28 protein-coding genes are annotated in these 23,744 nt (G+C 35.3%); 8 read left to right on the forward strand and 20 right to left on the reverse strand.

Features of this window, described 5'->3' with window-relative positions:
* Positions 1-116: 116 nt before the first annotated feature.
* The 14 genes from MKY29_RS16270 to hemE form a co-directional block, all read right to left on the reverse strand.
* Positions 117-1,022, reverse strand: coding sequence for an NAD(P)/FAD-dependent oxidoreductase (locus MKY29_RS16270; protein ID WP_340880298.1), 906 nt, complete (start codon positions 1,020-1,022; stop codon positions 117-119).
* Between the two features lie 88 nt (positions 1,023-1,110).
* Positions 1,111-1,254 (reverse strand): hypothetical protein, encoded by a 144-nt coding sequence (locus tag MKY29_RS16275; RefSeq protein WP_340880299.1) that lies wholly within the window; start codon positions 1,252-1,254, stop codon positions 1,111-1,113.
* Positions 1,255-1,475: 221 nt separating this feature from the next.
* Complete coding sequence (locus MKY29_RS16280; RefSeq protein ID WP_340880300.1) at positions 1,476-1,754, reverse strand: hypothetical protein; 279 nt, start codon at positions 1,752-1,754, stop codon at positions 1,476-1,478.
* 162 nt (positions 1,755-1,916) lie between these two features.
* Positions 1,917-2,789, reverse strand: coding sequence for an AraC family transcriptional regulator (locus MKY29_RS16285; RefSeq protein WP_340880301.1), 873 nt, complete (start codon positions 2,787-2,789; stop codon positions 1,917-1,919).
* Between the two features lie 215 nt (positions 2,790-3,004).
* A complete protein-coding gene (locus MKY29_RS16290) occupies positions 3,005-3,442 on the reverse strand; it encodes a VOC family protein (RefSeq protein ID WP_340880303.1) in 438 nt (145 codons plus the stop codon).
* Between the two features lie 158 nt (positions 3,443-3,600).
* Complete coding sequence (fabZ, locus tag MKY29_RS16295) at positions 3,601-4,026, reverse strand: 3-hydroxyacyl-ACP dehydratase FabZ (protein ID WP_090570101.1); 426 nt, start codon at positions 4,024-4,026, stop codon at positions 3,601-3,603.
* Positions 4,027-4,524: 498 nt separating this feature from the next.
* The gene (locus MKY29_RS16300; protein WP_340880304.1) at positions 4,525-6,714 is read right to left on the reverse strand and encodes a YhgE/Pip domain-containing protein; all 2,190 of its coding nucleotides are present in this window, start codon (positions 6,712-6,714) and stop codon (positions 4,525-4,527) included.
* A 66-nt stretch (positions 6,715-6,780) separates the two neighbouring features.
* Positions 6,781-7,350: a TetR/AcrR family transcriptional regulator gene (locus MKY29_RS16305; RefSeq protein ID WP_241598970.1), complete on the reverse strand. Its 570-nt coding sequence runs from the start codon at positions 7,348-7,350 to the stop codon at positions 6,781-6,783.
* 92 nt (positions 7,351-7,442) lie between these two features.
* Positions 7,443-7,907 (reverse strand): FixH family protein, encoded by a 465-nt coding sequence (locus MKY29_RS16310; RefSeq protein WP_093496569.1) that lies wholly within the window; start codon positions 7,905-7,907, stop codon positions 7,443-7,445.
* The gene (locus tag MKY29_RS16315) at positions 7,904-9,298 is read right to left on the reverse strand and encodes a sensor histidine kinase (protein ID WP_340880305.1); all 1,395 of its coding nucleotides are present in this window, start codon (positions 9,296-9,298) and stop codon (positions 7,904-7,906) included. The genes MKY29_RS16310 and MKY29_RS16315 overlap by 4 nt, the downstream gene beginning before the upstream one ends.
* Entirely contained in the window at positions 9,295-9,969 is a 675-nt protein-coding gene (locus MKY29_RS16320) for a response regulator transcription factor (RefSeq protein WP_340880306.1), read from the reverse strand. Before MKY29_RS16320 ends, MKY29_RS16315 begins: the two co-directional genes overlap by 4 nt.
* Entirely contained in the window at positions 9,969-10,904 is a 936-nt protein-coding gene (locus tag MKY29_RS16325; RefSeq protein WP_340880307.1) for a YncE family protein, read from the reverse strand. Before MKY29_RS16325 ends, MKY29_RS16320 begins: the two co-directional genes overlap by 1 nt.
* A gap of 793 nt (positions 10,905-11,697) precedes the next feature.
* Entirely contained in the window at positions 11,698-12,627 is a 930-nt protein-coding gene (gene hemH, locus MKY29_RS16330; RefSeq protein WP_093496572.1) for a ferrochelatase, read from the reverse strand.
* Positions 12,628-12,644: 17 nt separating this feature from the next.
* Positions 12,645-13,697, reverse strand: a complete 1,053-nt coding sequence (gene hemE / locus MKY29_RS16335) for a uroporphyrinogen decarboxylase (RefSeq protein ID WP_090570133.1) — start codon at positions 13,695-13,697, stop codon at positions 12,645-12,647.
* A 197-nt stretch (positions 13,698-13,894) separates the two neighbouring features.
* Between hemE and MKY29_RS16340 the strand changes: the two genes are divergently transcribed.
* Positions 13,895-14,389, forward strand: coding sequence for an antibiotic biosynthesis monooxygenase family protein (locus tag MKY29_RS16340; protein ID WP_093496573.1), 495 nt, complete (start codon positions 13,895-13,897; stop codon positions 14,387-14,389).
* A gap of 339 nt (positions 14,390-14,728) precedes the next feature.
* On the opposite strand, the gene MKY29_RS16345 is transcribed toward MKY29_RS16340, so the two are convergent.
* Complete coding sequence (locus tag MKY29_RS16345; RefSeq protein WP_340880308.1) at positions 14,729-14,887, reverse strand: hypothetical protein; 159 nt, start codon at positions 14,885-14,887, stop codon at positions 14,729-14,731.
* Between the two features lie 60 nt (positions 14,888-14,947).
* Between MKY29_RS16345 and MKY29_RS16350 the strand changes: the two genes are divergently transcribed.
* Positions 14,948-15,481 carry a hypothetical protein gene (locus MKY29_RS16350; RefSeq protein WP_340880309.1) on the forward strand — a complete coding sequence of 178 codons (534 nt, stop codon included), beginning with the start codon at positions 14,948-14,950 and terminating at the stop codon, positions 15,479-15,481.
* 388 nt (positions 15,482-15,869) lie between these two features.
* On the opposite strand, the gene MKY29_RS16355 is transcribed toward MKY29_RS16350, so the two are convergent.
* From MKY29_RS16355 to MKY29_RS16375, 5 genes are all read right to left on the reverse strand, one after another.
* A complete protein-coding gene (locus tag MKY29_RS16355; protein ID WP_340880310.1) occupies positions 15,870-16,796 on the reverse strand; it encodes an alpha/beta fold hydrolase in 927 nt (308 codons plus the stop codon).
* A gap of 310 nt (positions 16,797-17,106) precedes the next feature.
* Positions 17,107-17,550: a hypothetical protein gene (locus MKY29_RS16360; RefSeq protein ID WP_340880311.1), complete on the reverse strand. Its 444-nt coding sequence runs from the start codon at positions 17,548-17,550 to the stop codon at positions 17,107-17,109.
* Between the two features lie 215 nt (positions 17,551-17,765).
* Positions 17,766-18,086: a T7SS effector LXG polymorphic toxin gene (locus MKY29_RS16365; protein WP_340880312.1), complete on the reverse strand. Its 321-nt coding sequence runs from the start codon at positions 18,084-18,086 to the stop codon at positions 17,766-17,768.
* Between the two features lie 79 nt (positions 18,087-18,165).
* Positions 18,166-19,362, reverse strand: coding sequence for an ABC transporter permease (locus MKY29_RS16370; RefSeq protein ID WP_340880313.1), 1,197 nt, complete (start codon positions 19,360-19,362; stop codon positions 18,166-18,168).
* Positions 19,346-20,095, reverse strand: a complete 750-nt coding sequence (locus tag MKY29_RS16375) for an ABC transporter ATP-binding protein (protein WP_093496575.1) — start codon at positions 20,093-20,095, stop codon at positions 19,346-19,348. The genes MKY29_RS16370 and MKY29_RS16375 overlap by 17 nt, the downstream gene beginning before the upstream one ends.
* Before the next feature lie 122 nt (positions 20,096-20,217).
* Here MKY29_RS16375 and MKY29_RS16380 point away from each other — a divergent pair, with 122 nt between their 5' ends.
* From MKY29_RS16380 to MKY29_RS16405, 6 genes are all read left to right on the forward strand, one after another.
* Positions 20,218-20,643, forward strand: a complete 426-nt coding sequence (locus tag MKY29_RS16380; RefSeq protein WP_093496576.1) for an HIT family protein — start codon at positions 20,218-20,220, stop codon at positions 20,641-20,643.
* A gap of 120 nt (positions 20,644-20,763) precedes the next feature.
* The gene (locus MKY29_RS16385; protein WP_090570147.1) at positions 20,764-21,288 is read left to right on the forward strand and encodes a tryptophan transporter; all 525 of its coding nucleotides are present in this window, start codon (positions 20,764-20,766) and stop codon (positions 21,286-21,288) included.
* Between the two features lie 111 nt (positions 21,289-21,399).
* Entirely contained in the window at positions 21,400-21,771 is a 372-nt protein-coding gene (locus tag MKY29_RS16390; RefSeq protein ID WP_090570151.1) for a YtxH domain-containing protein, read from the forward strand.
* Positions 21,772-22,179: 408 nt separating this feature from the next.
* Positions 22,180-22,716, forward strand: a complete 537-nt coding sequence (locus MKY29_RS16395; RefSeq protein WP_090570154.1) for an HTH-type transcriptional regulator Hpr — start codon at positions 22,180-22,182, stop codon at positions 22,714-22,716.
* Positions 22,717-22,830: 114 nt separating this feature from the next.
* Positions 22,831-23,376, forward strand: a complete 546-nt coding sequence (locus tag MKY29_RS16400) for a DUF3267 domain-containing protein (protein ID WP_241598958.1) — start codon at positions 22,831-22,833, stop codon at positions 23,374-23,376.
* Positions 23,377-23,446: 70 nt separating this feature from the next.
* Positions 23,447-23,632, forward strand: a complete 186-nt coding sequence (locus MKY29_RS16405) for a hypothetical protein (RefSeq protein ID WP_093496579.1) — start codon at positions 23,447-23,449, stop codon at positions 23,630-23,632.
* Positions 23,633-23,744 lie beyond the last annotated feature (112 nt).

The following is a 23,744-nucleotide window of genomic DNA, read 5'->3' on the forward strand; positions in this document are numbered from 1 at the left end:
GTTGATTCAAAATGCACATTTAAATGAGCTGGAAAGTGCATCTCCAACTCATTGTATTTTGATGTCATTTTTTAAAAATCACTCGGTTTGACTAAAGGGAGGAGATTATTACTTTATCAAAAACGTTCCATAGTTAAATCGGTATTAACGGAAACGGCAGCTTTATTGCCGTCGGCAGCAGAAATAATTAATGAGGATGGTCCCGATTTTTCAGTTTCTCCCGCAATATAAATGTTCTTTTGTGTAGTTCTACCAACACCATCTGTTACAACTGTACCATTTTCTTGAATTTCACACTCTAGTATCTCAGCAAATTTATTCGGACGATAAAAAGATGGAACAACAAACCCACCTGATCTAAAGATCGTTTCTCCTGTTACAAATTCAATTTTTTGTAGATAACCATTATTACCTATTAAGTTTTTAATCGGCTCTGATTTAATTTTGATATTGCGTTTTTGTAACTCTGTAACTCCATCTTTAGATAGTTGAACTCCATTTGTTAAGACAACTAAATCCTGCGACCAGTTATAAATTAATTTAGCCATATGCAGTGCATGCTCTTCTTTTTCTGCCATTACAATTAATGGCTTATCCCTTAGCTCCCAACCATCACAATAAGGACAACTAAAAAGGCTTTTCCCATAATAATCTCTTACACTTTGAAAAGAAAATACCTCTTGAATACCTGTAGCCAACATAATCTTTTCTGTAACACATTCCTGACCATCATGTGTTTTGACAATAAATCTATCATTATCTATATCCTTAATTATTTCAGTAATTGTTGCTTTAAAATATGATATGGATGGATACCTTTCCAATTCTTTTAAGCCTATTTCTTTGAACTCTTGCGGCTTTATCCTATCTCGAGTAATAAATCCATGTGACTCATGTGTGACTCTATTCCTATTCGTTCCATCGTCAAATAATGCAATTTTTCTCATAGCCCTACCTAAAGTTAAACTAGCACTTAACCCAGATGGACCTCCACCAATAACGATACAATCAAATACATTCATTTTATTACCTCCCTATTTTTATAACAACCATAAAAGATCTTTTATATCTATAATTAAAGTAAAAAAAATGTTATTTACATTTATTAATCTATTTCATATGATATCGCCCATTTTTTGAACTCTTCTGTTTAAAATTACCTTGACCTAGTCTTTGCATAATTCTTAAAGAATTGTTTGGATTATTATCCCAAGCATACTTCCATACTTGATGTTTAAATAAATTCTTTTCCATAAAAAAATCCCTCCTCAATTTGATTGCAATATGTTTCATCCTCTCTCAAAATTAAAGACTTCAGGAGTCTGTAATATCCATTATAATTTAGGTAATTTTATTGTCAAGTTAAAGGTACTTTATTCTCAATACAATAAACATATAATTTGTTATTGAACTAACCTACCGTTTAGTTCAATAAAAAAAGCCTTACTCCTTCATGAAGTAAAGCACCTAGTTATCTATAAACTTCCAAAAAAAATAACGAAAGTCAAAAACGCTGATAACCCTGATGTAATAATTAATGTAGTCACACTCCTCGCCATTCCCTTCCAATCATGAATACCTGAAAAACCTAATACTCCTAAAATTAAAGTTAGCAATGTAATATATAAAACCAGAGTTAAAGGGTGTGTACCCATAACGGAATAATCAATCAGACCTGAAAATGAAACAAGGAGAAATAATAAAATACAAATTATTGATAAGATAAATGAACCTATGTTAATCTTTTTCTTCATTCAATATCTCCTTTTTTAGTTATTATAATTTTCTTCACTAACCTGCACCGCTTGTTTTAGAGTTACACTAACCTTCCGCATTAGTTTAAGTGTATACTTTCACAATCATCCCATCTATTAATAAAAGAGCTGCCAAAACAGCTCATTTATCTTTAATTAAATTTATTTTTTCAAAACTGGAATCCAAATTTCGCTCTTCACAGACGGTGAAGTTAGATCTTTAGTTTTAATCGACAATATCTCAGGTCCTACTGTTACTTGATAACTGGAAGACGGAAACCACTCGGAATAAATCCTTCCCCAAGTTTCTTGTAGCGTACTAGGAAAAGGTCCTGTTGATTCAAATATCACCCATGTTAAAGCAGGAACTTCTAGTTTTGAAAGTTGTTCGGGGAATTCTTGTGTAGTTGCAACTCCTATATACTGATCAAGCTCCCCTTTTTCTTCCATGCGGCCTTCAGAAAAATTTGTAGATGCTTGAATCATCCCTAAAGGTTCAACATTAGAGAGTTTTTTTAGTTGATCTATTTTTTCCATGGTCAAAGACTTCCACATTTCTGTAATTCCCTGGTTTTCTCCTTCAAAGATAATAGGAACTCTTTTCATGATACCGACTATGTTGAATGCTTCTTTTTGCTCAATCCTATAATTCATTTCTCTTCCTCCTCTAATTGATAATTGAAAGGTCATTAGTGGATAGGCCTTTAACTGCTTTCCATTGTTTCTTGCTTCAGATGGTGTTACACCGTGTAAATGTTGAAAAGCTCTAGTAAAAGAGTCCGGTGAATTGTATCCGTATTTAATCGCAATATCTATAATTTTTATGTTACTGATATTTAGCTCAAATGCTGCTAAACTTAGTCGTCTACGGCGAATATATTCTGACAATGTAATTCCTGCAAGGAAAGAAAACATTCTTTTGAAATGATATTCGGAACAATGAGCCAGCATAGCCACCATCTTGAAGTCTATTTCATTAGTTAGGTTTTCCTCAATATACTTCATTGCATCGTTCATGTTTTTAAGCGAATCCATTATACGACCTCCTTTCATCAATAGAATAGCAGGAATTGTATGTATTCATCCGACATTCTGTGCACCGTTTTGTAGGATTACTCATCTTCCGCTAAACTGCCGCAATTAGTTCAATAAGAGAAAAATGCTTTACTCCTTCTTGAAGTAAAGCATCCGATAATTTAATAAGAGATCTTTAAGTTTGAAATATAAATTGTTATAAGTCCATTGAATATTTACCCTAGTTTCTCCGCCAACTCTAAAATAATCCCCTCTGGACCACGAACGTAACATAACTTATAAGTTTCTTTATATTGCTGTACCTCACTAAAGATTTCCGTACCCCTCTTTTTCAATTTTGCAACAACAGCATCAATATCTTCAACAGCAAAGCAAATATGTCGGATACCCAGTGTATTTGCAGAGGGTAGCTCAAGGTCTTTTTCGTCTGATTGCGTACAAAATTTGACTAGCTCTATCCATGTTTGACCATCTGGCATCCCCATTCCTACACATGCCGTTTTAACATCATTAAGCCCAACAATTTTATCCAACTGCTTACCATCTAATTCCCATTCCGCATGCACTTCAAGTCCTAACTCAAGAAAAAAAGCTTTAGCCTCTGCAAGATTATTTACGTTTATACTCACATGATCTATTCTATTGATTTTCATATCTGATACCTCCCATGCTCCTGTTATTTTCAATACATGTATTCGTGTTAAGATGTTTGAAATTATTATTCGCTTAAAATAGGAAATATCCTTATTCAACTAACTTGCACCGTTAATTCAATAAGAAAAACGAATTTACCCATATATTGCACGAGTTTTTAATCACCAAATGCAAATGTTATTTCTGTTTCGCAAACTAATGTCCCATCAACCGTAGCTATACCTGTGCCTTTTCCAATAGGTCCTTTTAATCGAGTGATTTCAATCTCAAGACGAAGTTGGTCTCCTGGTTTTACTTGCTGTTTAAAACGACATTTATCTATTCCTACTAATAACCCTAATCGACCTTGGTTTCCTTCTTTAGTTAACATCACAACTGCACTTACTTGAGCTAATGCCTCAACAATTAATACACCTGGCATAACAGGGTAGTTGGGAAAATGCCCGTTAAAAAATTCCTCATTTGCTGTCACATTTTTTATACCAACCGCTCTTTTTCCTTCTTCTAATTCCAAAATCTTATCAACTAATAGAAATGGATATCGATGCCTAATTATTTCCTTAATTTTTTGAGTATCTAACATCATTTAATCCCCCATATCAATATTATTAAGACTATTAATTAATTTTATCACTAGGTATTAATAGTTGATACTATAAAATTAAGCTTCTTTAACAAAACTACCGCTGTTCTAGAAAATAATTAGTTTTTCCTTCTTAAACTAAAATGCAGCGTGTAAGTGTAACATTTCACAATTCTTATCTGAGATCACCTTAATGTTTTGGATATAAAAATAGACCATCTAATAATGGTCGCATTATGCTAGGACATGCCGCATATTAAACAATCATTCCCAGAACATCTGCTAAGCCCCAATCCCATCAAAATGGGTTTCCACACCATTCTGGAATGGAGGGCGACTCCTACGGGAATAGCGTGACGCCTGAGACTACAGGCTCAGGCCACGCCCGTGGAAAGCGTCCCAGGAATGGAAATCAATTTTGTGCACAGCAAAAAAAACAGCATTTTTCTCACAGAGAAAAATGCTGTTTTTGGGTTCTGTCCCAGCGTCTTCAAATTATTATGCTTCAACTGTTTCTTTAGAGTGACGTTTTTTGAACACTAGCATGAAATACCCCAAAGTTAGAGCAAGACACACAAACATAAATCCTAATAACACGCCGTTAGTTGACCAGAAGTTGCTTATGTCTCCAGTCGAAATGGAAGCTTTAAAGCTTTGCACTGAATAAGTCATCGGTAAGAACTTATTAAAGATTTGCAATGGCTGTGGTATTAGTTCCAATGGGAACGTACCAGCACTAGTTGTCAATTGAAGTATTAATATAACAATTGCAACAAAGCGACCTGGATCACCAAGTACCGTTACAAGTAATTGGACTATTGCTAGATAAGTAAAACTTGTAATGATTGTTGATAATATAAATAATCCTACACTTTGTGTCTCTAATTTCAAGGCAAACAAAGCAATAGCTACAACTACTAGAGATTGAATAATCCCAACTATCCCTAATACCGATACCTTACTCATAAACCAAGATGCACCGCCTGTAGGCTTAATCGCCGACTGGACAAATGGAAATACAATAGATATAAGTAATGCACCTACAAATAATCCAAGTGATAAGAAGTAGGGTGTAAATCCTGTACCATAGTTCGGTACTTCGTTCACTCCTTCAACTTCCACGTCAACTGGTGACGCTACCATGTCATAGGTTGAATCATTTGCTGAAACCTCTTTTGATTGCTCACTAGCATCCATTAAGCTGGATTGTAAAGTTTCCGTTCCTTCTGCTAATTGTTCCGTTCCTTCTGTTAGTTTAGATGAACCATCTGCTAACTCTCCAGATTTATCTGCTAATGTTCCTGTACCTGTTTTTAACTGACTTGAGCCAGCCGCTAATTCGTTTAGACCAGCTACTAAATTGTTGGAGCCTACATATGCTTGTTGCACACCTGTTGCTAATTCGTTCATCTTAGAAGCTAGAGTACTAGTTCCTGTTGCTAAGCTTGCTGAACCTTCTTTTAATGCACCTGAAGAATTATTCAATTGCGATATTCCCTGCTGTGCTTGTTTATAGCCCTCACTAATCTGTCCTGCTCCACTACTTACTTGAGTAGTTCCTTTTGATAGGGCTGCTGTACCATTAGCCAGCTTTTCTAAACCTGATGATACTGAAGAACTACCAGTTTCTAGCTGTTTCATCGTTTCTGTTAGTTGTGCTGCCTGTTCAGCTGGTAATGACGCTGATAATTGATTTAATTGTTGTGATAATGCTTGAATTCCAGCAGTTACCTGAGTAGAACCTTCGGATAACTGATTTGCACTATTATTTATAGTTACACTACTTGATTGTAATGTAGCTAAGGAGTTTATTAATTCTTTTTCTTTTTCACTTAGCAATTGATAGCTTTCATTAAGTTTAGCTACTCCACTTGTATACGTTTGAATCCCACTGTTCAATTGTTCTGCACCTGTAGCAGTTTGATTGACACCGTCTGCTAATTGTTTTGTTCCATCTGTAAGTGTGGATAAACCACTATTTAGATCGGTTGAACCAGTTGCGGCTTTCTGAATACCATCCACAACTGTACTAGTGCCATCTCGAAGTTCGACTGTACTACTTGCCAACTGTTCTAAGTAGCCTTTTAAATCAGATGCGCCAGTATTTATTTCTACTGCTCCATCTTTTAATGCGCCTGCTCCATCCGATGCCTCAGCAAATCCGTCACCTAATTTCGTAATAGAATCAAATAATTGTTCCGCATAAGTTGCTGAAACTTGCTTATTTACTTCCGCACGAATTCGGTCCATTGCGGTTTCCCCTATTTGAGAGGATAAGAAGTTATATCCTTCATTAGCTTTATACGTAATGACCATTTTTTGAGGTTCTTCGTCTAATAATGTTGTTGCATGTTGAGAAAAGTTTTCTGGAATTTCAATTAATAAATAATAATCCTCATTTACTAATCCTTTATCTGCTTCTTCCTTTGAAACTGAAACAAACTTGAACTGTCCACTTTCTTTTAACTTCTCTGATAGGTCATCCCCTAAAGTTAAACTAGTATCGTTATACTCAGCACCCTCATCGGCATTTACTACTGCTACCGGTAGATCACTTAAATTTGCATAGGGATCCCAAAATGCCCATAGGAACATTCCTGCATACATTACAGGTATAAACAAAACTGCAATTATAGGAATGAGTAGCTTCCTATTTGTAAATATACTTTTCCATTCTGATTTAATCATTAATACTCCTCCTAATACTGTATGACCAATTCGTTCAATCAGTCATTTCATTCCAAAAAATTAGTCTCAAATAATGAGACTCTGGAAAATAGTGTCTTGAAAAAAGTCTGTAATTTCCTGTTCTGTTAAAGGTTTTTCGTGAGTTAAATTCCAGTCGTTAACAAACGCCAAATACCCTTTTAAGAGTAAATATGCAACTAGTTCACTATTTACCTGGCGAACTTCTCCTAGATCCATATACTTATCAATCTTCTGTTTGATAAAAGAAACAATGGCTTGCTCTATTTGCGCCTTCACCTGCTTTACCGCTGGCGTTCTCCATTCCTGTTCTTCCGCAATAATTTTAGCAAACAATTGATGAGTATCCCGGAATTCTAGCATTTTCATCAAGGCTGCATACGCATTTTCTTGGAAAGAAGCATCTTCTTTAATCACTTTTGTCGCTTCTTGTTTCATCTCTGTAATAATACGAAGGACAATTTCTTGAAAAAGGACTTCTTTATTTTCAAAAAAAGTGTAGATTGTCCCTTTACCAACATTCGCTATTTTAGCTATTTGCTCCATCGTAGTAGCTTTATAGCCAAAAAGAGAAAAAGATTTTGTCGCAGCCTCTAATATTTCCTGCCTACGATCCATTCTTATTCAACTCCTATAAAAAAAATGACTAGAAAACCATTTCGGTCATCTAGTCATTATAATACACTCATCTTATTTCTTTGGCAAGCCTTTTATTCATGATTCATATGACTCATTGAATCATCACTTTCATCCGGAATTACTTTACTCATATCCGGTTCTCCAACAATCAGTTCCTGCTTCGGCATAACATGAAGTCCCCTTGCATTTGTATGGGCAAACATATAATAGACTCCATCATGATCAAATGAGTAATTCGCTTCATACACGCCATCCTCGGTTAAATTTCCCTCTACCATATGACCTTCCTCACGCAAACCTGATTCCCATACCTCAAATTCAACAGTAGCATCATCTACTGCTTCATCCGATTGGCTTACTTTTGCAGATAATACAACATCTTCTACAGATAGTGTTTTAGCCGTTTGAATGTCTACTACTACTTCTTCTAATGTACCTTCATTATGACTTGATGATGCCCCTTCAGTTGCTTCTTTATCTCCACAACCCACCAGTGTCATAGTTGCAAATACAAGAACTGCTAATGTTTTCTTCATAAAAATGAATCCCCCCAAGTTGGTAATGTTATATAAACAGTTGTTCCTTTTTCTACTTGACTTGTGAATACTAGCTTTCCTTTTTGCATTTCGATAAGTTGAGAGGCAATGGATAAGCCAAGTCCAGTTCCCCCATCTATACGACTTCTGGCCTTATTCACACGATAAAATCTTTCGGTAATATGCGCCAAATGCTCTTGTGCAATTCCACAGCCTTGATCTTTTATAAAAATTGTTGTTTCGCTCATTGTCATTTCATTTCCTATCTCGATGGTGGATGAAACAGGGGAATAATGAATAGCATTTTCTAAAATATTGATCAATATTTGTTTAGTCATTTGCTCATCTGCTCTTAGAATTGTTTCCTCATCTATTGTAACAGTAAAAGAGATTTGCTTCTTGTCTGCCAATGTTTTTACGAGTTGCAATACCTCGCGTACAACCTCTGATAATACTAATGGTGTTATGTCCATTTCTTGATGCTGTTCAGAACGTGCTAAAGTAAGTAAATCATTTGTCAGTTTCTGCATTCGATTTGCCTCTTGCACAATAAGTGTGTAAATCTCTTTATTCTTTTCCTCTGGAACGAGCTCCTGTTCAAATGCTTCCCCATACCCTTTTATATAACTAATAGGAGTCCGTAGCTCATGAGAGACAATAGATAAGAAATCTCTTTTTTTATCGTCCTCTTCTTGAATAGACGTTGCCATTAGGTTAAAGGTTTTGGCGAGTTCTCCAATTTCATCAGAGGATTTTATGTCAACTCGCGTCTCGTATTTTCCTGCTGTCATTTCATTGGCTGCTAATTTAAGCTTATCTAACGGAACAAGCACTTTTTGCAATGTCTTCAAACTGGCCCATGCCATTATAAGTAGAAGAAAAGATACTGTTATCAATAAAAAAATTACATCCTTCGAAGCCATTTCGGTCATTTTCGTTAATGGTACATATACATAAATAATTCCTTCTAGCCTATTTTCATCAACTAATGGATAAATAACGGATACAACTTCTCTATTAAACCTCTTCTCATAGCCTCGCTTAATAACCGCCTCGCCTTCAATCAGCTGGGCACGTTCCTCATGTCCAATTAAGGTCTCATAGTCTACATCAAATGGCAAGCAAGCGCTAAGTTCCCGAGGATTCCGAACTGTAAAAACCTCTACGTCAGAAAAACGATTGAAGTCTTCTGTCTGTTTGATGAACTCATTTGTAACCGCTCCACCCTTATACGTTTTTTGCAAGTTTTCTGCAATCTCCACCATCGAAGTTTCCTTATCCTCGACATAAAGCTCCTCATATAGAAAATTAGTGAATATTACTAAGAACACTATCGTGATTGCTATGAATAAAAGAAGTAGCATCCAAATTTTTACGGATAACTTTTTCATTCCAAAACCTCAAAGCGATATCCAATACCCCACACAGTCTCAATATATTTAGCTGCTTGTTCTCCTAGCTTTAGCCGCAGTGTCTTAATATGTGTATCAACAGTACGAGTTCCGCCTTCATAATCTAGTCCCCAAATTCGTTCTAATAGCTGCTCCCTAGAAAAAACTTTTCCTTCATGCTTCATAAAAATATAGAGGAGTTCGTATTCCTTTAATGTTAGTTGAATTTTTGCATGATTAACTGAAATTTGTCTACCTATTAGATCATGTTCAATAATACCTGCTTTATATTGATCAGTTTTAGTATAAATACCTGCCCTACGAAATATAGCATTTATACGAGCCATTAATTCGATAGCAGTGAAAGGTTTAATGACATAATCATCCCCTCCAAGCTTCAACCCTTTGACTAAGTCTGTTTTAGCATCTAATGCTGTTAGAAAGATAATCGGTACGGAGGAAAATATACGTATCTCCTTACAAACTTCAAAGCCACTCATGCCCGGCATCATCACATCTAGGAGTATTAGATCCACTTGAGAGGTTTGCACTATTTCTATTGCGACTTCGCCATTATCTGCATGGAGTACATGATGACCAGCTTCATGTAGATGAAGTTCAACTAGCTTACGCATTTCCCGTTCATCATCTACGACTAATATTGTCGGCATCATTTAACCTCCCTTACTATTAATTGGAATGGGCCTTTCCCGACCTGTATTTCCTTTATAATTTCATTAGATTGGATAAAATATAATTGATGATCATCATAGCCAGCAAGCACCATATTATCTCCAAATGAACTTATCCAAAACGGGTTTGCTCCAACTTTCATGGAGTTTAGAACTTCACCGGTTTCTGATATTTCATATACCATGCTACTTCCATGACTTACACTGAAAATGTGCCTATTTGGTGCTCTTGCCATATTGATAGGCATTAATGGAGCTTCAATTTCGCCAATAAGCTCACCGGTTTTTATGTTAATCCTCTTAATGGTGCGATTGGGACTACTTCCTGCACCATGACCACCTAGCCAAAGCTCATTGTCCTGTAAAAAAAGGCCATGAGAAGAGGTCGGAATCATCCATTCATCCACTTGCTCCAAATCCATAGTCAGTACAGATAGAAACTCATCTTTAAAGTTAACAACAAAAATATTACTTCCATCAGAAATCATCGCCATTGGATAATTACCAGTGAAACTAGTCTGTAGTTTTTTTCCTTTGGTATTGTAGAGAGAAACTGTATTACTCTGGCCATTTGCTATATAAATTTTTTCTTCATATACATACGCGTAGGTAGTACCCTCACCTACAGTAATCGAAGCAATCTGTTTACCTGTAGACAATTCAATTAGCGCTGCTTTCTCAACGCCATATCCATAAACTAGAAGTAAATCATCTGTCACTAATGTAAAACCAGTATAAGCCTCCTCTAGCTCCCAAGTTTCCAGTATTTCAGCCTCTTTGGATATAAAATCAATGCTTCCACCTAGAGTATTCAAGCTAGCGACAAAATCAGTATCTGAGGGGATGGCTGGAAAGCTTGCCTCTGAACAACCTCCAATAATGCAAAGTAACAAAAGTATATATAACTTCTTCACCTATCCACCCCCATTTCTTCCATTATAACTAGAACATGTGAAAAAAGTTTGAAATAGATTTCAATTTTTTGAGTTTCACCAAACTGAGTTAGAGTTTGACAAAGCGAATATAGCTTCACTAGACAAACGTAAGTGCGTGCTGATTTCCGTTTTCAGGTGGACGCTTTCCGCGGGCGTTGCCTCAGCCTCCTCGCTTCGCTGCGGGTCTTCACCTAACGCATTTCCCGCTGGAGTCGCCACCTTTCTCTTCAATCATTGTAAGAGTAGTACTCTATAGTTAGAATTAGTAACAGAGTATCAGACATAAAATTAGATAACATCTATTCTATAGAGTAGTGCTAGAGATCCCAAAATTGTCCTTCCTAAACTTTCTTTACGAATATGAAAGTGTTTTTTCGCTAGTTATCAGAAAAAAAAGCTTCTTAATCTTTTTCTTACAGTTCCAGGGGTACGACTGACAGCATTTGCCACAAGATTATTAAAAAAATGTCCTAAACACCGAAAGATGTTTAAGACATTTAACCTAACTAGTATTGAGTCAATTTATTTAATGATTACTTATTTCATCATAAAGTACAATTTTTTTTAATATTACCCGTTTATTTAAGGTGGATCTCGTTGATTGAAGCGCAAGGCGGCGACTCCAGTGGGAGCAGTACGAGCTGAAAGCCCCGCAGGAACGCAGTGACGAGGAGATTGAAGCCGTATCCACGGAAACGTCCGCCTGAAGCGGAAATCAACTGTGCTCGGATTTTACTACTAATTACTTCAATATGAAATTGACTTTATTATATTATTTTAAGTGTTTCAAAACAACATCAGCCATAGCGTCGATGAATTGTGCCTGCGCATTTGGCATTTCAGGACGTACATATGTCGCTCCGATATCATCACATACTACTTTACATTCATAGTCATTATCGTAAAGAACCTCTAAATGCTCTGCTACGAATCCTACTGGAGTATAAACAAATGTTGTATATCCTTTTTCTTCGTGTAATTCACGAGTTAAATCTTGTACGTCTGGACCAATCCAAGGCTCTGGAGTTTGTCCAGCACTTTGCCAGCCCACTGCGTAGTTTTTCACACCTGCTGCCCCAGCAATTAAGTCAGCTGTTTCTTGCAATTGGTCTGGATATGGATCACCTAGCTCTTTAATCTTTTCTGGAAGTGAGTGTGCAGACACGATTAAGCATGCTTTTTCGCGTTGCTCCTCTGTCATTTCTGCGAATGCTGCACTTACTTTATCACTCCAGTATTGAATGAATTTCGGTTCATCGTACCAGCTTTCGATAGAAGTTATTTTTAGGTTACCAAGCTTTTCTGCTTCTTCTTTAATACGACCATTATATGATTTAATAGAGAAAGTAGAGAAGTGTGGTGCTAATACCATAGATACCGCTTCTGTAATACCATCTTTATGCATTTCTGCAACTGCATCTTCTAAGAAAGGTTCGATATGCTTTAAACCTATATATAACTTGAATTCAATTTCATCTTGTAATTCATTTAAACGGTCGCATAATCCTCTTGCTTGGCTTTCAGTAATTTTAGCAAGCGGTGAAATCCCACCTATTGCTTCGTAACGACCAGTTAAATCGGCTAGCTGCTCATCACTTGGTTTACGACCATGTCTGATATGTGTATAATATCGTTCAATATCCGCTTCTGAATATGGGGTTCCGTAAGCCATAACTAATAATCCCATTGTTTTTTTCATCATATTCACCTCATAAAAATTTAGTTTGATTTTGCTGCTATTAGTTCTTTACTATAGTCATGTACAAATGAAGTTAAACGTTTTAGTGTATCGGGATCTACCTCTGGGAACACACCATGACCAAGGTTAAAGATATGCCCCGGCTGTGCCACACCCTGCTCAACGATAATTTTCGCACGCTTCTCAATCTCTGCCCAATCACCAATAAGATAGGATGGATCTAAGTTCCCCATCAACGGCTTCGTTAATCCTTTTGCACGAGCTTCTTCTATTGATAAACGCCAGTCAATCCCAACCACATCAACAGGAAGATCATGCCATTCCATTGCTAAGTGGCTAGCTCCAACACCGAATGTAATAAGCGGAACGCCTGTTTCACGAAGCTCCGTGAAAATACGTGTCATTACTGGTTTGATGAAAATACGGTAATCCGCTACATTTAACGCTCCAACCCACGAATCAAATATTTGAATAGCCTTCGCACCAGCTTTAACCTGCGCTTTGATGTATACGATAATCATATCAGCAAGCTTGTCCATCAGTGCAAACCAAGCCTGTGGTTCAGAAACCATGAATGCTTTCGTTTTGTTGTAGCTTTTAGAAGGTCCCCCCTCAATCATATAGCTAGCAAGAGTGAATGGTGCCCCTGCAAATCCGATTAATGGAACATTCAGCTGCTCTGTCGTCAATAATTTTATCGTATCCAAAACAAATGGCACATCATCTTCGGGTGATAAATCACCTAGATTTGCTACATCTTGAACTGTACGAATCGGATTTGAAATTACTGGCCCAACTCCATTTTTAATCTTTACATCAACGCCTATTCCAACAAGCGGTGTTACTATATCTTTATACAGAATTGCTGCATCAACGTTATAATTTTCTACTGGTAAACGTGTAACATAAGCACATAATTCAGGTTCATGCGTAATTTGTTCTAAAGAGTATTTTTCTTTTATTTTTCTATATTCAGGTTGTGATCTTCCAGCTTGCCTCATAAACCAAACTGGCGTGTGATCTACTTGCTCTCCTCGTGCTGCGCGAAGGAGTGTATCGTTAAATTTAGTCATTAAAGGAACCTGCCTCTCATTATATAAACGTACTATTTTCTATACGTTTCAACTATAGACGTTCTTATTTCTAAAGTATAGCCATATAGTGTATTTGTCATAAAATTGTCCTGTTTCAGTGTAGTTAGGTAGGTAATATGTTTCTTAAAGAGCTATTATGGGAATGATATAGTAAAAAGAAAAGGGGAGGTATCCAAATGAATTTATATATGACATCCGGTACACCGGAGTTTATGCAATCCATAAAAAAGAAATACCAGAAAGAAGAGCTCTTCTTATTACATGGGACTGGTAACTCCGTCCTTATCCACGAAACATCTAGCAAGACCATTTTTCAAGTGCCAAGAAAATACGAAATTCTAGAGTCTGCTGGTCAGTTCTCTCATAAAGGTTACTTCGTCCTTCACAATATACCCCTTTCAGACGAAGGGAAATCCATATTTGAATATAAATATACAAATTTAAGTCCAACCGCTCAAAATGACCCTGGGTTTATCGCTCTTAGAGTTCTTAAACCTATCAAATCCGATACATATATCATTTTGTCGGAATGGTCTGGACCAAGCAGCTACGAAGTATGGGAAAAATCAGTCAACCTAGACTTTAGTATGGTTGCGGATAAGCAAAATCTATTCACAAGCGCACCGTATATCTCCACTTATCAATCCACACAAGAAGAGGAAGCTAATTAAAGCTCCCTCTCTTGCGTGTAAATGTCAGGTTTCCAAACAATTCGGATTTCAATACGAACCTGGTACTTTCGACTTTTACACTAATTGCTCTGTACATCAATAAAAAAATTCTATGTAACAGTATAACTTTTTTCCTTTAATAAGTCTGCTATATAAAATAGAGTGGAGATTAAAATTGAAAGCAAAATAACTATGATAGTACAAAAAATATAAAGCGGTGATTCATAAGGAATATCACTTGATAAGAAATTTCCTAAAGCCAAAAACAGGAATAAAGATACAACCTCCATGGAGGTAATCTAAATCTGTATGGTCAAAGAAATCTCCAAGATAATCATCTTACGATACACCAAGTGCGACCGCTTCAGCATAATCATTAAATAGTTCATTGTCAAAGAAGCCAAATGCCATGCTTAAAAAATGGTCAGTGTAATTTTTACCCACAGCCCCAGTTTGTGTGATAGGTAACAGGTCCTTTACTTCAATAAGAAATGTCAATTAAATAATTTTCATTAATCTGGAAACAATACACCTAATGATACATTGAGGTGAAGAAAAATGACCAGAACTATTTCCCTATTCCTACTTTCATTTTGTTTGTTATTTTTATTGACCGTCTTTGCAACTGCAAACAATAAGCCCAATCCTTATGAAGTAATATATCCTGAAATCGGATATAAGACTGTGGAAGAAGCATCTAAGGATTTTGAACAACATTTTAAACAAAGACTAAAGCTGCCACTTAGAGTTCCCCCGATAAGCTTCACTCATCATTTCGGGAGATTTAATGATTTAGAGGGCGACACCAATGACTCATTTGAAGTAGAATTTATCAGTGATTTATCATCTGAAAATCATTATAAAATTGATGTTCGACCTATTAAGTACGGTATTCCTAAACGAGAGAAGTCTGTGTTAAAAACCTTTGAATTAAATAATGGGAATAAAGCCACTTATATGACTATTTCAGGCTTTAACGTGCTTGTTTTTGAAAGTGAAAATTGGCAGTATATGCTAAGCATCAATAAGCAAGTTTTAGATAAAGTTACTCCCGAAAACTTAGTTGAAATAGCAATTTCTATTGATTATTGAATCGAATCAAAAATTTTTCTTCTTAAACTAACGGTGTGCTTTACTTCAAGAAGGAGTAAAGCCTTTTTTTCTTATTGAACTAACGCAACAGTTTAATTGAATAAGGATTTTTTATGGAACATAGGGAAAATACTTTTCTTCTCTCTTCATAACCTAGCGAGAAGATTACTTTGATAGAAACATTATAATTATAATTGTGAAGATTCTCATTATTAGGTACGATAAGGTTGCTTGGAGTGAAAATTTAAAGGAACAGGTTGGATGTATAGATGAGGTAGACATTAGAATATTTGAATATATAAAATAAAATTTTGTTGTGGTCTTTATTTAACTAACGAAGTGCTTTATTAAAAAGTTAACAACAAAATAAAGTGAACGAAGTTCATTGTTATAAAAATCTTTTTAAACACTGAATTATAATATCAGGTCTGTCTATGTGAATGTCATGATCACTTCCTTCAGCAATAACTAACTCGCCTTTCTTAGACGAATGAGATAATTCTATCTGCAACTCACGCCAAGTATCTTCATATAAAATTGCTTCTTCCACAGGTATGTCATGTTCAACAAAAGCCTTTACTGATACTGCTTTATCTCTTGTGATTACTATTAGTGGAATGTTAGGAAAATCACCCAGTTCTAATATATTTTCGCTACTAATTCCCCAGTTTTCAAATTCTTTGGCAATTGTCTTGAAGAAGAGGGGATTTGTTATCAATTCCTCATAATCTTTTGCTTCGCTATAAGGTAAAGTATTTTCGTACTCAACAATCATATTCTTGAATTTAATATTCAGTTCCTCTTTTGATTTGTTAGAGTTCTCCATATTATTTTCTACCATCTTATCTATTGAAATTAAGGAATTCATTACAGGTATATCAAGATTGTATAACTTGTTAAAATTATATGATGTAGAATCTATAAGGATCACTCCCTTTATTTTGTGAGAGTACATTTTTGAGAACTGCTGTACACATAAGCCTCCAAAAGAATGACCAATTAGAACAAATTTTTCAGTGATACCTATTCTATCTATAAGTTCATAAAGTTCTTCAGCAATATTTTTAGTTGTTCGAAGTTCTTTTGAAACTGGACTATTTCCATATCCAGCCCTATGGTACATAACAATCGTAAAGTCTTCTTGGATTTCTTGAATAAAAGGATACCAATTATAAAAAGAACCACCTATCCCTGTTTCTAGGATAAGAATAGACTTCCCACTACCAACTACCTTATATTCCAACTCTATATCTTTCAAAAAATCCCTCCTTTTTAACGAATGCTGATTTACCGCTCCTTCAGCTAATCTCTTCATAAACCCACCCTAATTTTAACATAAATATCCAGTTTAGGTGAAAATCATTAAACCAAATGTAGGGTATAGAATTTTACGATAAATTAACCCTTTCGTTTAACATAGCCTTTTTATTTAACACGTTATCAAAGTAAGCTGTGTTCAGAAATGATAGCGTTCTACATCGAACCCAACCTATTCATAAGTATCTTAATATTCACGAATAAACAATTTATATTATCTTCCCATAAAACTTTTTATGAACTGTTAGTTGTAGTCTTAACTAGATGAATTATTTGAGTGTCTGATTTGAGTGCCTAGCACCCAACAATTATGAATAGGACATATTAAAATGGTCAGACCCTCCATTGTTTTGTAAATCAATCGTATCATAAGCATTTTCATCCTTCTTTTTTACTAAAAACATAACATTCGTACCAAAGCCCTCTTCAACTTCGGATTGGTATTTTATTTGCAAAATCTTATCTTCGATACTAAACGATATATCAGAGTAATGGACCCCATCTGAATGAAATAATATATACGTGACACCATCACTTGTATTAAACATATACATGCCATTTTCTAAGTCTGCTTCGTTAAAACCTGGAAAATTTGTGTACATCTTATCAGTTTCGTATTTTACTTCCTTAATAGACACATCACTATTACCAACTACATCAGATTGCGAAATGACAGTAAAGTCTTCTTTCTTACTGCATCCCGTAAGCAACATCACAGTCACGAGTACCATTATCAATTTTATAACTTTCATACAATCATCCTTCCATTCTTCATGAACATAACCTTACTTGCCTGTTCCTCACTAATTTCCTTCATTCGACAAAGGTATAAGTAAATCCTTCTAAATTTTTTGCGGCACTAGCCATGCTCACACTGGAAGTAATCGCAGTAAAAGAAAGCTCTGTTAAAGCATGGTTCATTTTAGTCAAGCATAAATAACTGCTTTTTTGACAATTGTATTCGGTTTTAGATAATCAACAAATGCAAGTTTGTACCTTCAAAGTACCCATCGAGCTCGCGGAAACCACTATCATCGAATTCCTCTTCTACTTTGTTGACCACTTCATATTGAATTGGCTTACTTGTCAAAAGTTGAGTTAAAGTATCATCACTTTTTCTCTTAGAACTAATGACTCCCTTCTGTACTCCGCTATCATCTATATGCGGCAAGGCAACAATATCACTCACTTGATCCATATTACTATTTGCCTCATCCGTCAAGCTAGCAGTGAGTTCGCCAACTATTCTCAAAGTAAAATAGTGGTTATTTTGATAGAAGCAGAACAAGAGGCGGTTCGTGATTCAAAGTCACGATCCACCTCTCTATTGTCTTCCAGTATGCAAGTCAGTCCAAAACACGTATTGCTTATATTTTACTAACCCGTAAAGTCAATTCAGAAACAATTATCATCATGATCGGAATAAGAATTAAATCCATTATAACCCCAGCTTGTACTAAGATTACGACCAGTACAAGGATAGCCTGAATCAATTGGATAATTCGGATTAAGCGGTTAATTGCTTTTGTCCGAGCTCCTTCATTGATAGGGAACAACAGATCCATACGGAACTCGTACCCTGATGATAAAGACTGACGTAGCTGTATTACTGTAGCAAATGAAAGTGCACTAGTAAAAATAATCGCAACTATTGGAAAAGGTATGAAAATTGCTCCAACAATAGCTAGCGCTGTAAGACGAATCCACAGATAAAAATAATCATTCGTACGGATAAACGTACGCAAAACCAAATAAAATTGTGTATTTTTTTGTTCATAAGGTGCAAGTTTGTATAGAATATCAAGCCATTTTCTTCGTTTCGTCATACCTTGGATATGCGGAACATCCGTAAAATAATTTGCGAAACGATAAAAACGCATCATACGTGCCTGCTCCACTTCAATGAAATGATCAAAAGGAAATGGCACTTCTGCTTTTTTCCTCTTCCAAGCTATTAAATACAGCACTTGAATAATAACGACTGCAAGTAAAAATAGATAACTACCGCTTAGCAAGAAATACAATCCTGCAAAGAGTAAAAACATTCGCATGAAATAATCTACCCAAACATTTTTTCCATTGGATGCCCACCGATATTGGAACTCAGTTTGTATACTCCAATACTTCCATATAAGGATTGCACCGAAGAAGTACAAAATTTCGCCTGATGTGGAACCCGCTACTCTTGTTAATAATGGTATCGAAACTACTAACGCTGCTAACGGAACAACAATAGAAGAAAAGAAAGTCCAAGTTAGAGCATGTTTCAAATATTCGCCTAGTTTAATTTCTAATGGAAGAAAGTAAACACTATCCGCTTTTTTCATCAACGTAACTGGCGTACTTAACGCTATTAAAATACTGACTATGAAGGAAACAACTAAAAAGGCGGGAAAATCCTTTGGAGCTGTATTTAACCATTCACTATACGTATACCCTGCAGCACCTATTACGAATACAATAACAATTGCAATATGCCCAGAAATAATATACTTCAAGTATTTTTGCAGTTCATTTATATAAAATAAAAAACGTTTACTCCATACTTCACGCAAATTGTTCATTTTGCTGTTCCTTCGTCATTTCGATATAAAGATCATCCAGTGTCGCATCAGGCATTTGAAATGCCGCCCGTAGATCATCCATTGTCCCTTGTGCACGAATTTTCCCGTTATGCAATAGAAGAATACGATCGCAGTATCTTTCCGCAGTAGTTAATATATGAGTGGACATTAATACCGATGCTCCCTCATCTTTTCTTGACTTCATTTGATCCAGTAATGATTGGATACCTAAAGGATCGAGCCCTACAAATGGTTCATCGATAATGAATAACGCTGGATTCACAAGGAACGCACACATTATCATCACCTTTTGTCTCATTCCTTTAGAAAAGTGAGCTGGAAACCAATTCAACCTTTTTTCCATACGAAATTCTTTTAAAAGAGCCTCTTTTCTCGCTTCAAAAACAGATTCATCTAAATTGTATGCCATAGCTGTTAGTTCCAGATGTTCCTTTAAGGTCAACTCATCATATAGGACTGGTGTTTCGGGAATATAGGAAAAGGATGTACGGTATTGTGCTGGATCCTCTTTTAATGTTTTACCATTTAGAAGTATCTCACCCTTCAACGCGTTCATTGTACCGATAATATGTTTGATGGTCGTACTTTTACCTGCACCATTCAACCCGATTAATCCTACTAGTTCTCCCTTTTCAATCGAAAAGTTTAAATCATGTAAAACAGGCTTTCTAGTATAGCCCCCTGTTACATCTTTGACCTCTAATACAGTCATTTCTAGCACCTCACTTCTTATTTATAAGTTTACCAAAATAATTTCAAAAAATCTTCTATGATCCAACAGCCTGTCCTATTATATGTTAAACTTTTCATAACGATGAATTTGGAGGGTATATGATGAGTGAATGTATTTTTTGTAAAATAATCGATGGTTCTATCCCAAGTGCAAAAATCTATGAAGACGACCATGTTTATGCTTTTATGGATATAATGCCGCTAACAAAGGGTCACACGCTAATTATTCCTAAAAATCACAAAGAAAATATCTATGATTTATCCGAAGAAGAAGCCAGCAACTTATTCAAGGTTGTCCCAAAAATTGCGAGCGTACTTAAAGAAAGCTTCGGGCCAGTAGGCATGAACCTATTAAACAACAACGGTGCCCCTGCAGGGCAAAGCGTATTCCATTTCCATTTACACTTTATCCCACGCTACGATCAAACCGATGGCTTCCGTCCAACTTGGATTACGAAAGAGAAAACATTTACCCCTGAGATCATTCAAAATTTAGCAGCAGAATTGTATGAAAAATTGAAGAAGTAGTTCTTGCTTTTATGATCCAGAGAACGTACAATCATAAATAAGTTTCTTGCTAACGATCATGAGGATACGTTAGAAGAAAACAAAAAACAGAGCTTAGAATAGCTGAGGAGAGATGAGAAAATGAATACGAAGAATTTAGTTTTAATGGCCCTTTTAGTAGGTGTTGGAGCAGTTCTTTACATTATTATCCCAGGAATTAATGGTGGGATGAAACCAGATTTTATGCTTACGATGATGTTTATAGGGATACTATTATTCCCTAATGTAAAAAGTACTTTCTTGCTTGGTATTACAACAGGAGTTATTTCAGGACTGTTTTCTACTTTTCCAGGAGGTTTCGTTCCAAATATCATAGATAAAGCTGTAACTGCATTTGTTTTTCTAGGACTTGTATTAATATTAAACAAATTAGCCAATAAGGTAGCAGTCGGAGTAATCCTTACAGGAATTGGAACACTAATATCTGGTACGGTTTTCCTATCAACTGCCATTTTTGTTTTTGGTGCAGGTGCTATTTTCCAAGAATTATTCGTTATTGTAGTACTTCCGGCTATTGCTATCAATGCGATAGCATTCTTTATCATCTATCCGATTATTGGAAGTTTGATTAAACGGACTAATTTTGACACTGCGCTTACTGCTTAAATAAAAAACTATCTGCTTTCCTTTTCGAAGGAAAGCTTTTTTTGTCTAAAATAATATGTTTTAATTATTACAAGGTAAGGAATAATACATATAAGCAAAGGAGTGAATTTTATGAAACTAGCACCATTATTTTACGGTCTTGCAACTGGTCTACTAGTTGGGGCTTCTACTGTACTTATGACCACTCCAAAATCAGGTATGGAAGTTCGATCTTCCTTTAAGGCTTCCTCCAACGATTTTCGGGACAAGCTCTCAGACATAAAGCTTCAACTAGCAAGTGTGAAAAATTCGATAAACAACCTTACGAATTCTTCAAAAGAAGTAATTCCAAGTACAATTGAAGACCTTAAATCTAGTATTGCTCAATGGAAAAATGAAACTGCACCTTTACAAACGCAGCTTCAAGCAGAAATTTCATCTATTCAAGAAGCAATGGCAGAACTAGAAAAAAAGTTACCAAAGAAACAAGAAGCAACTGTTTAATACGAAATTCGCAAGCGGTCTGATGGTCTAAACCTGTTTCTATCGTTTTTTATGGGCTTTGGACAGGCTTATTGTTAATACGATTAACGAGTAAATTTTTAGGGATGCTGGTTGGTTGTGACGTCCGTCACAACCAACTAGCATCCCTTTTTTTTGTATATATTCTATTCTCCAATACAAATAGATCATTAGGTTTATGGAAAGCGAAATTTATAAAAGAGGATATACTTCAAAATTTCAAATAGTGGTATGTCCTCTTTTTTCTTGATAGCGAAATTTTAAACTACTTTCAATGTGACTAATAGTACTTTTTATTATAAATATAATAATATTATTTAAACTGGTATTCACTAACATACTTTCTTGCTATAATGTTTGAAAGAATTAAATACAGAAAGCAGGGTTTACATGGCAGATCAATTTTATACGATGAAAGAAGCAATGCTGTATAGTCAGCGAATAGCTCAACTATCTAAAGCACTTTGGAAAGCAGTAGAAAAAGATTGGCAAACATGGATAAAACCTTATGACTTAAATATTAATGAGCATCATATTTTATGGATATCATATCACCTACAAGGTGCAACTATTTCAGATATAGCAAAGTTTGGAGTAATGCATGTCTCGACTGCTTTTAACTTTTCAAAAAAATTGGAAGAACGCGGTCTACTTTCTTTTTCTAAAAGAGATACAGATAAACGTAATACGTATGTAGACGTTACAAAAAAAGGAAAAATACTTTTAGAAGAGATGTACGAAAATTACCATGTGACACAGCATGCTGTGTTGGAAGGATCCCTGCCTATAAAAGAACTATATGGGAAATTTCCTGATTTCATGGATGTAACTGCAGTTATTCGCAATATTTACGGGGATGATTTCATGGATATCTTCGAAAGATCTTTAAAAAATATCGAGGATACATTCAGTTCCAAAAGCGAATAATCTATGGTTTGAAAGCGTTTAATAAATATTTACAAATAAAGAGGTTGCTTTTTAGTATAAAAAGGATTATCTTATGTATCTAAATCAAATTTATATATATAGGAGTTGCATACCTTGCACTGCTGGAAAACAATTAATGTGAGAAAACAATATGGTTTGGAGAGATTGTTTATACTATCCTCTTTAGTAGTTATAATAGTTTTTTCATTTGCATATGCCTTATTAGGAATTATTAATAACACTCATAAATCAGATGATTACTTTTGGATATTTGTGATAGCATTTTTAGGACTCTATCCAATTCATAAATTATTTCACTTTATCCCAATGTTTCGTCATCGGGATAAAATAAAATTCATCGTTATTAAACAATTTAGATATTTCCCTACTTTACATTTACGGATTATAGAACCAATTTGTAAGAGTAGATTTCTTTTTATTTTAATGGCGCCATTTATATTTGTTAATGTCTTACTTATTATCGGAGCTTTAACAATTCCCATTTTTGCACACTATTTCACTATTTTATTTGCTTATCATTGTGGAATTTGCTTAATTGATCTAATTTATGCGAAAAATTTAAGTAAATCACCAAAGCGCGCTTTAATCGAAGAAACAGATGCTGGGTACGAAATTTTAATAGCGGAACCAAACTATTAACAATATGTAACACTTGTATATCCCCCTCATTGTTTGTTATGCTTAGTTAGTATATGAAGGGAGTCTAGACATGATTATATTCACGTTAGTTCTATTCTCAGCATTTTATTTGCTACAAATTAACCGAATGACATATGCTTTAGTAATGTCAAAAGAAATTCCGGAAGAGAAACATCCGAAGATTTTTCGCACGATCAATATTTTGATCACGATTCTTCTTGTTTCCTTTTATGTTGAGCTAGTTTATACAGTTTAAGAGAAAAAAAGTGGACCCAAATCATATGCATGATTTAGGGTCATTTCTTTTTTTCACACTACCAATTAAGCGAAACCAAGATCGATTTTTAGGCGATCTTAGTTTCACTTGT

Source organism: Psychrobacillus sp. FSL K6-2365, assembly GCF_038003165.1.
Classification (GTDB): Bacteria; Bacillota; Bacilli; order Bacillales_A; family Planococcaceae; genus Psychrobacillus; species Psychrobacillus psychrodurans.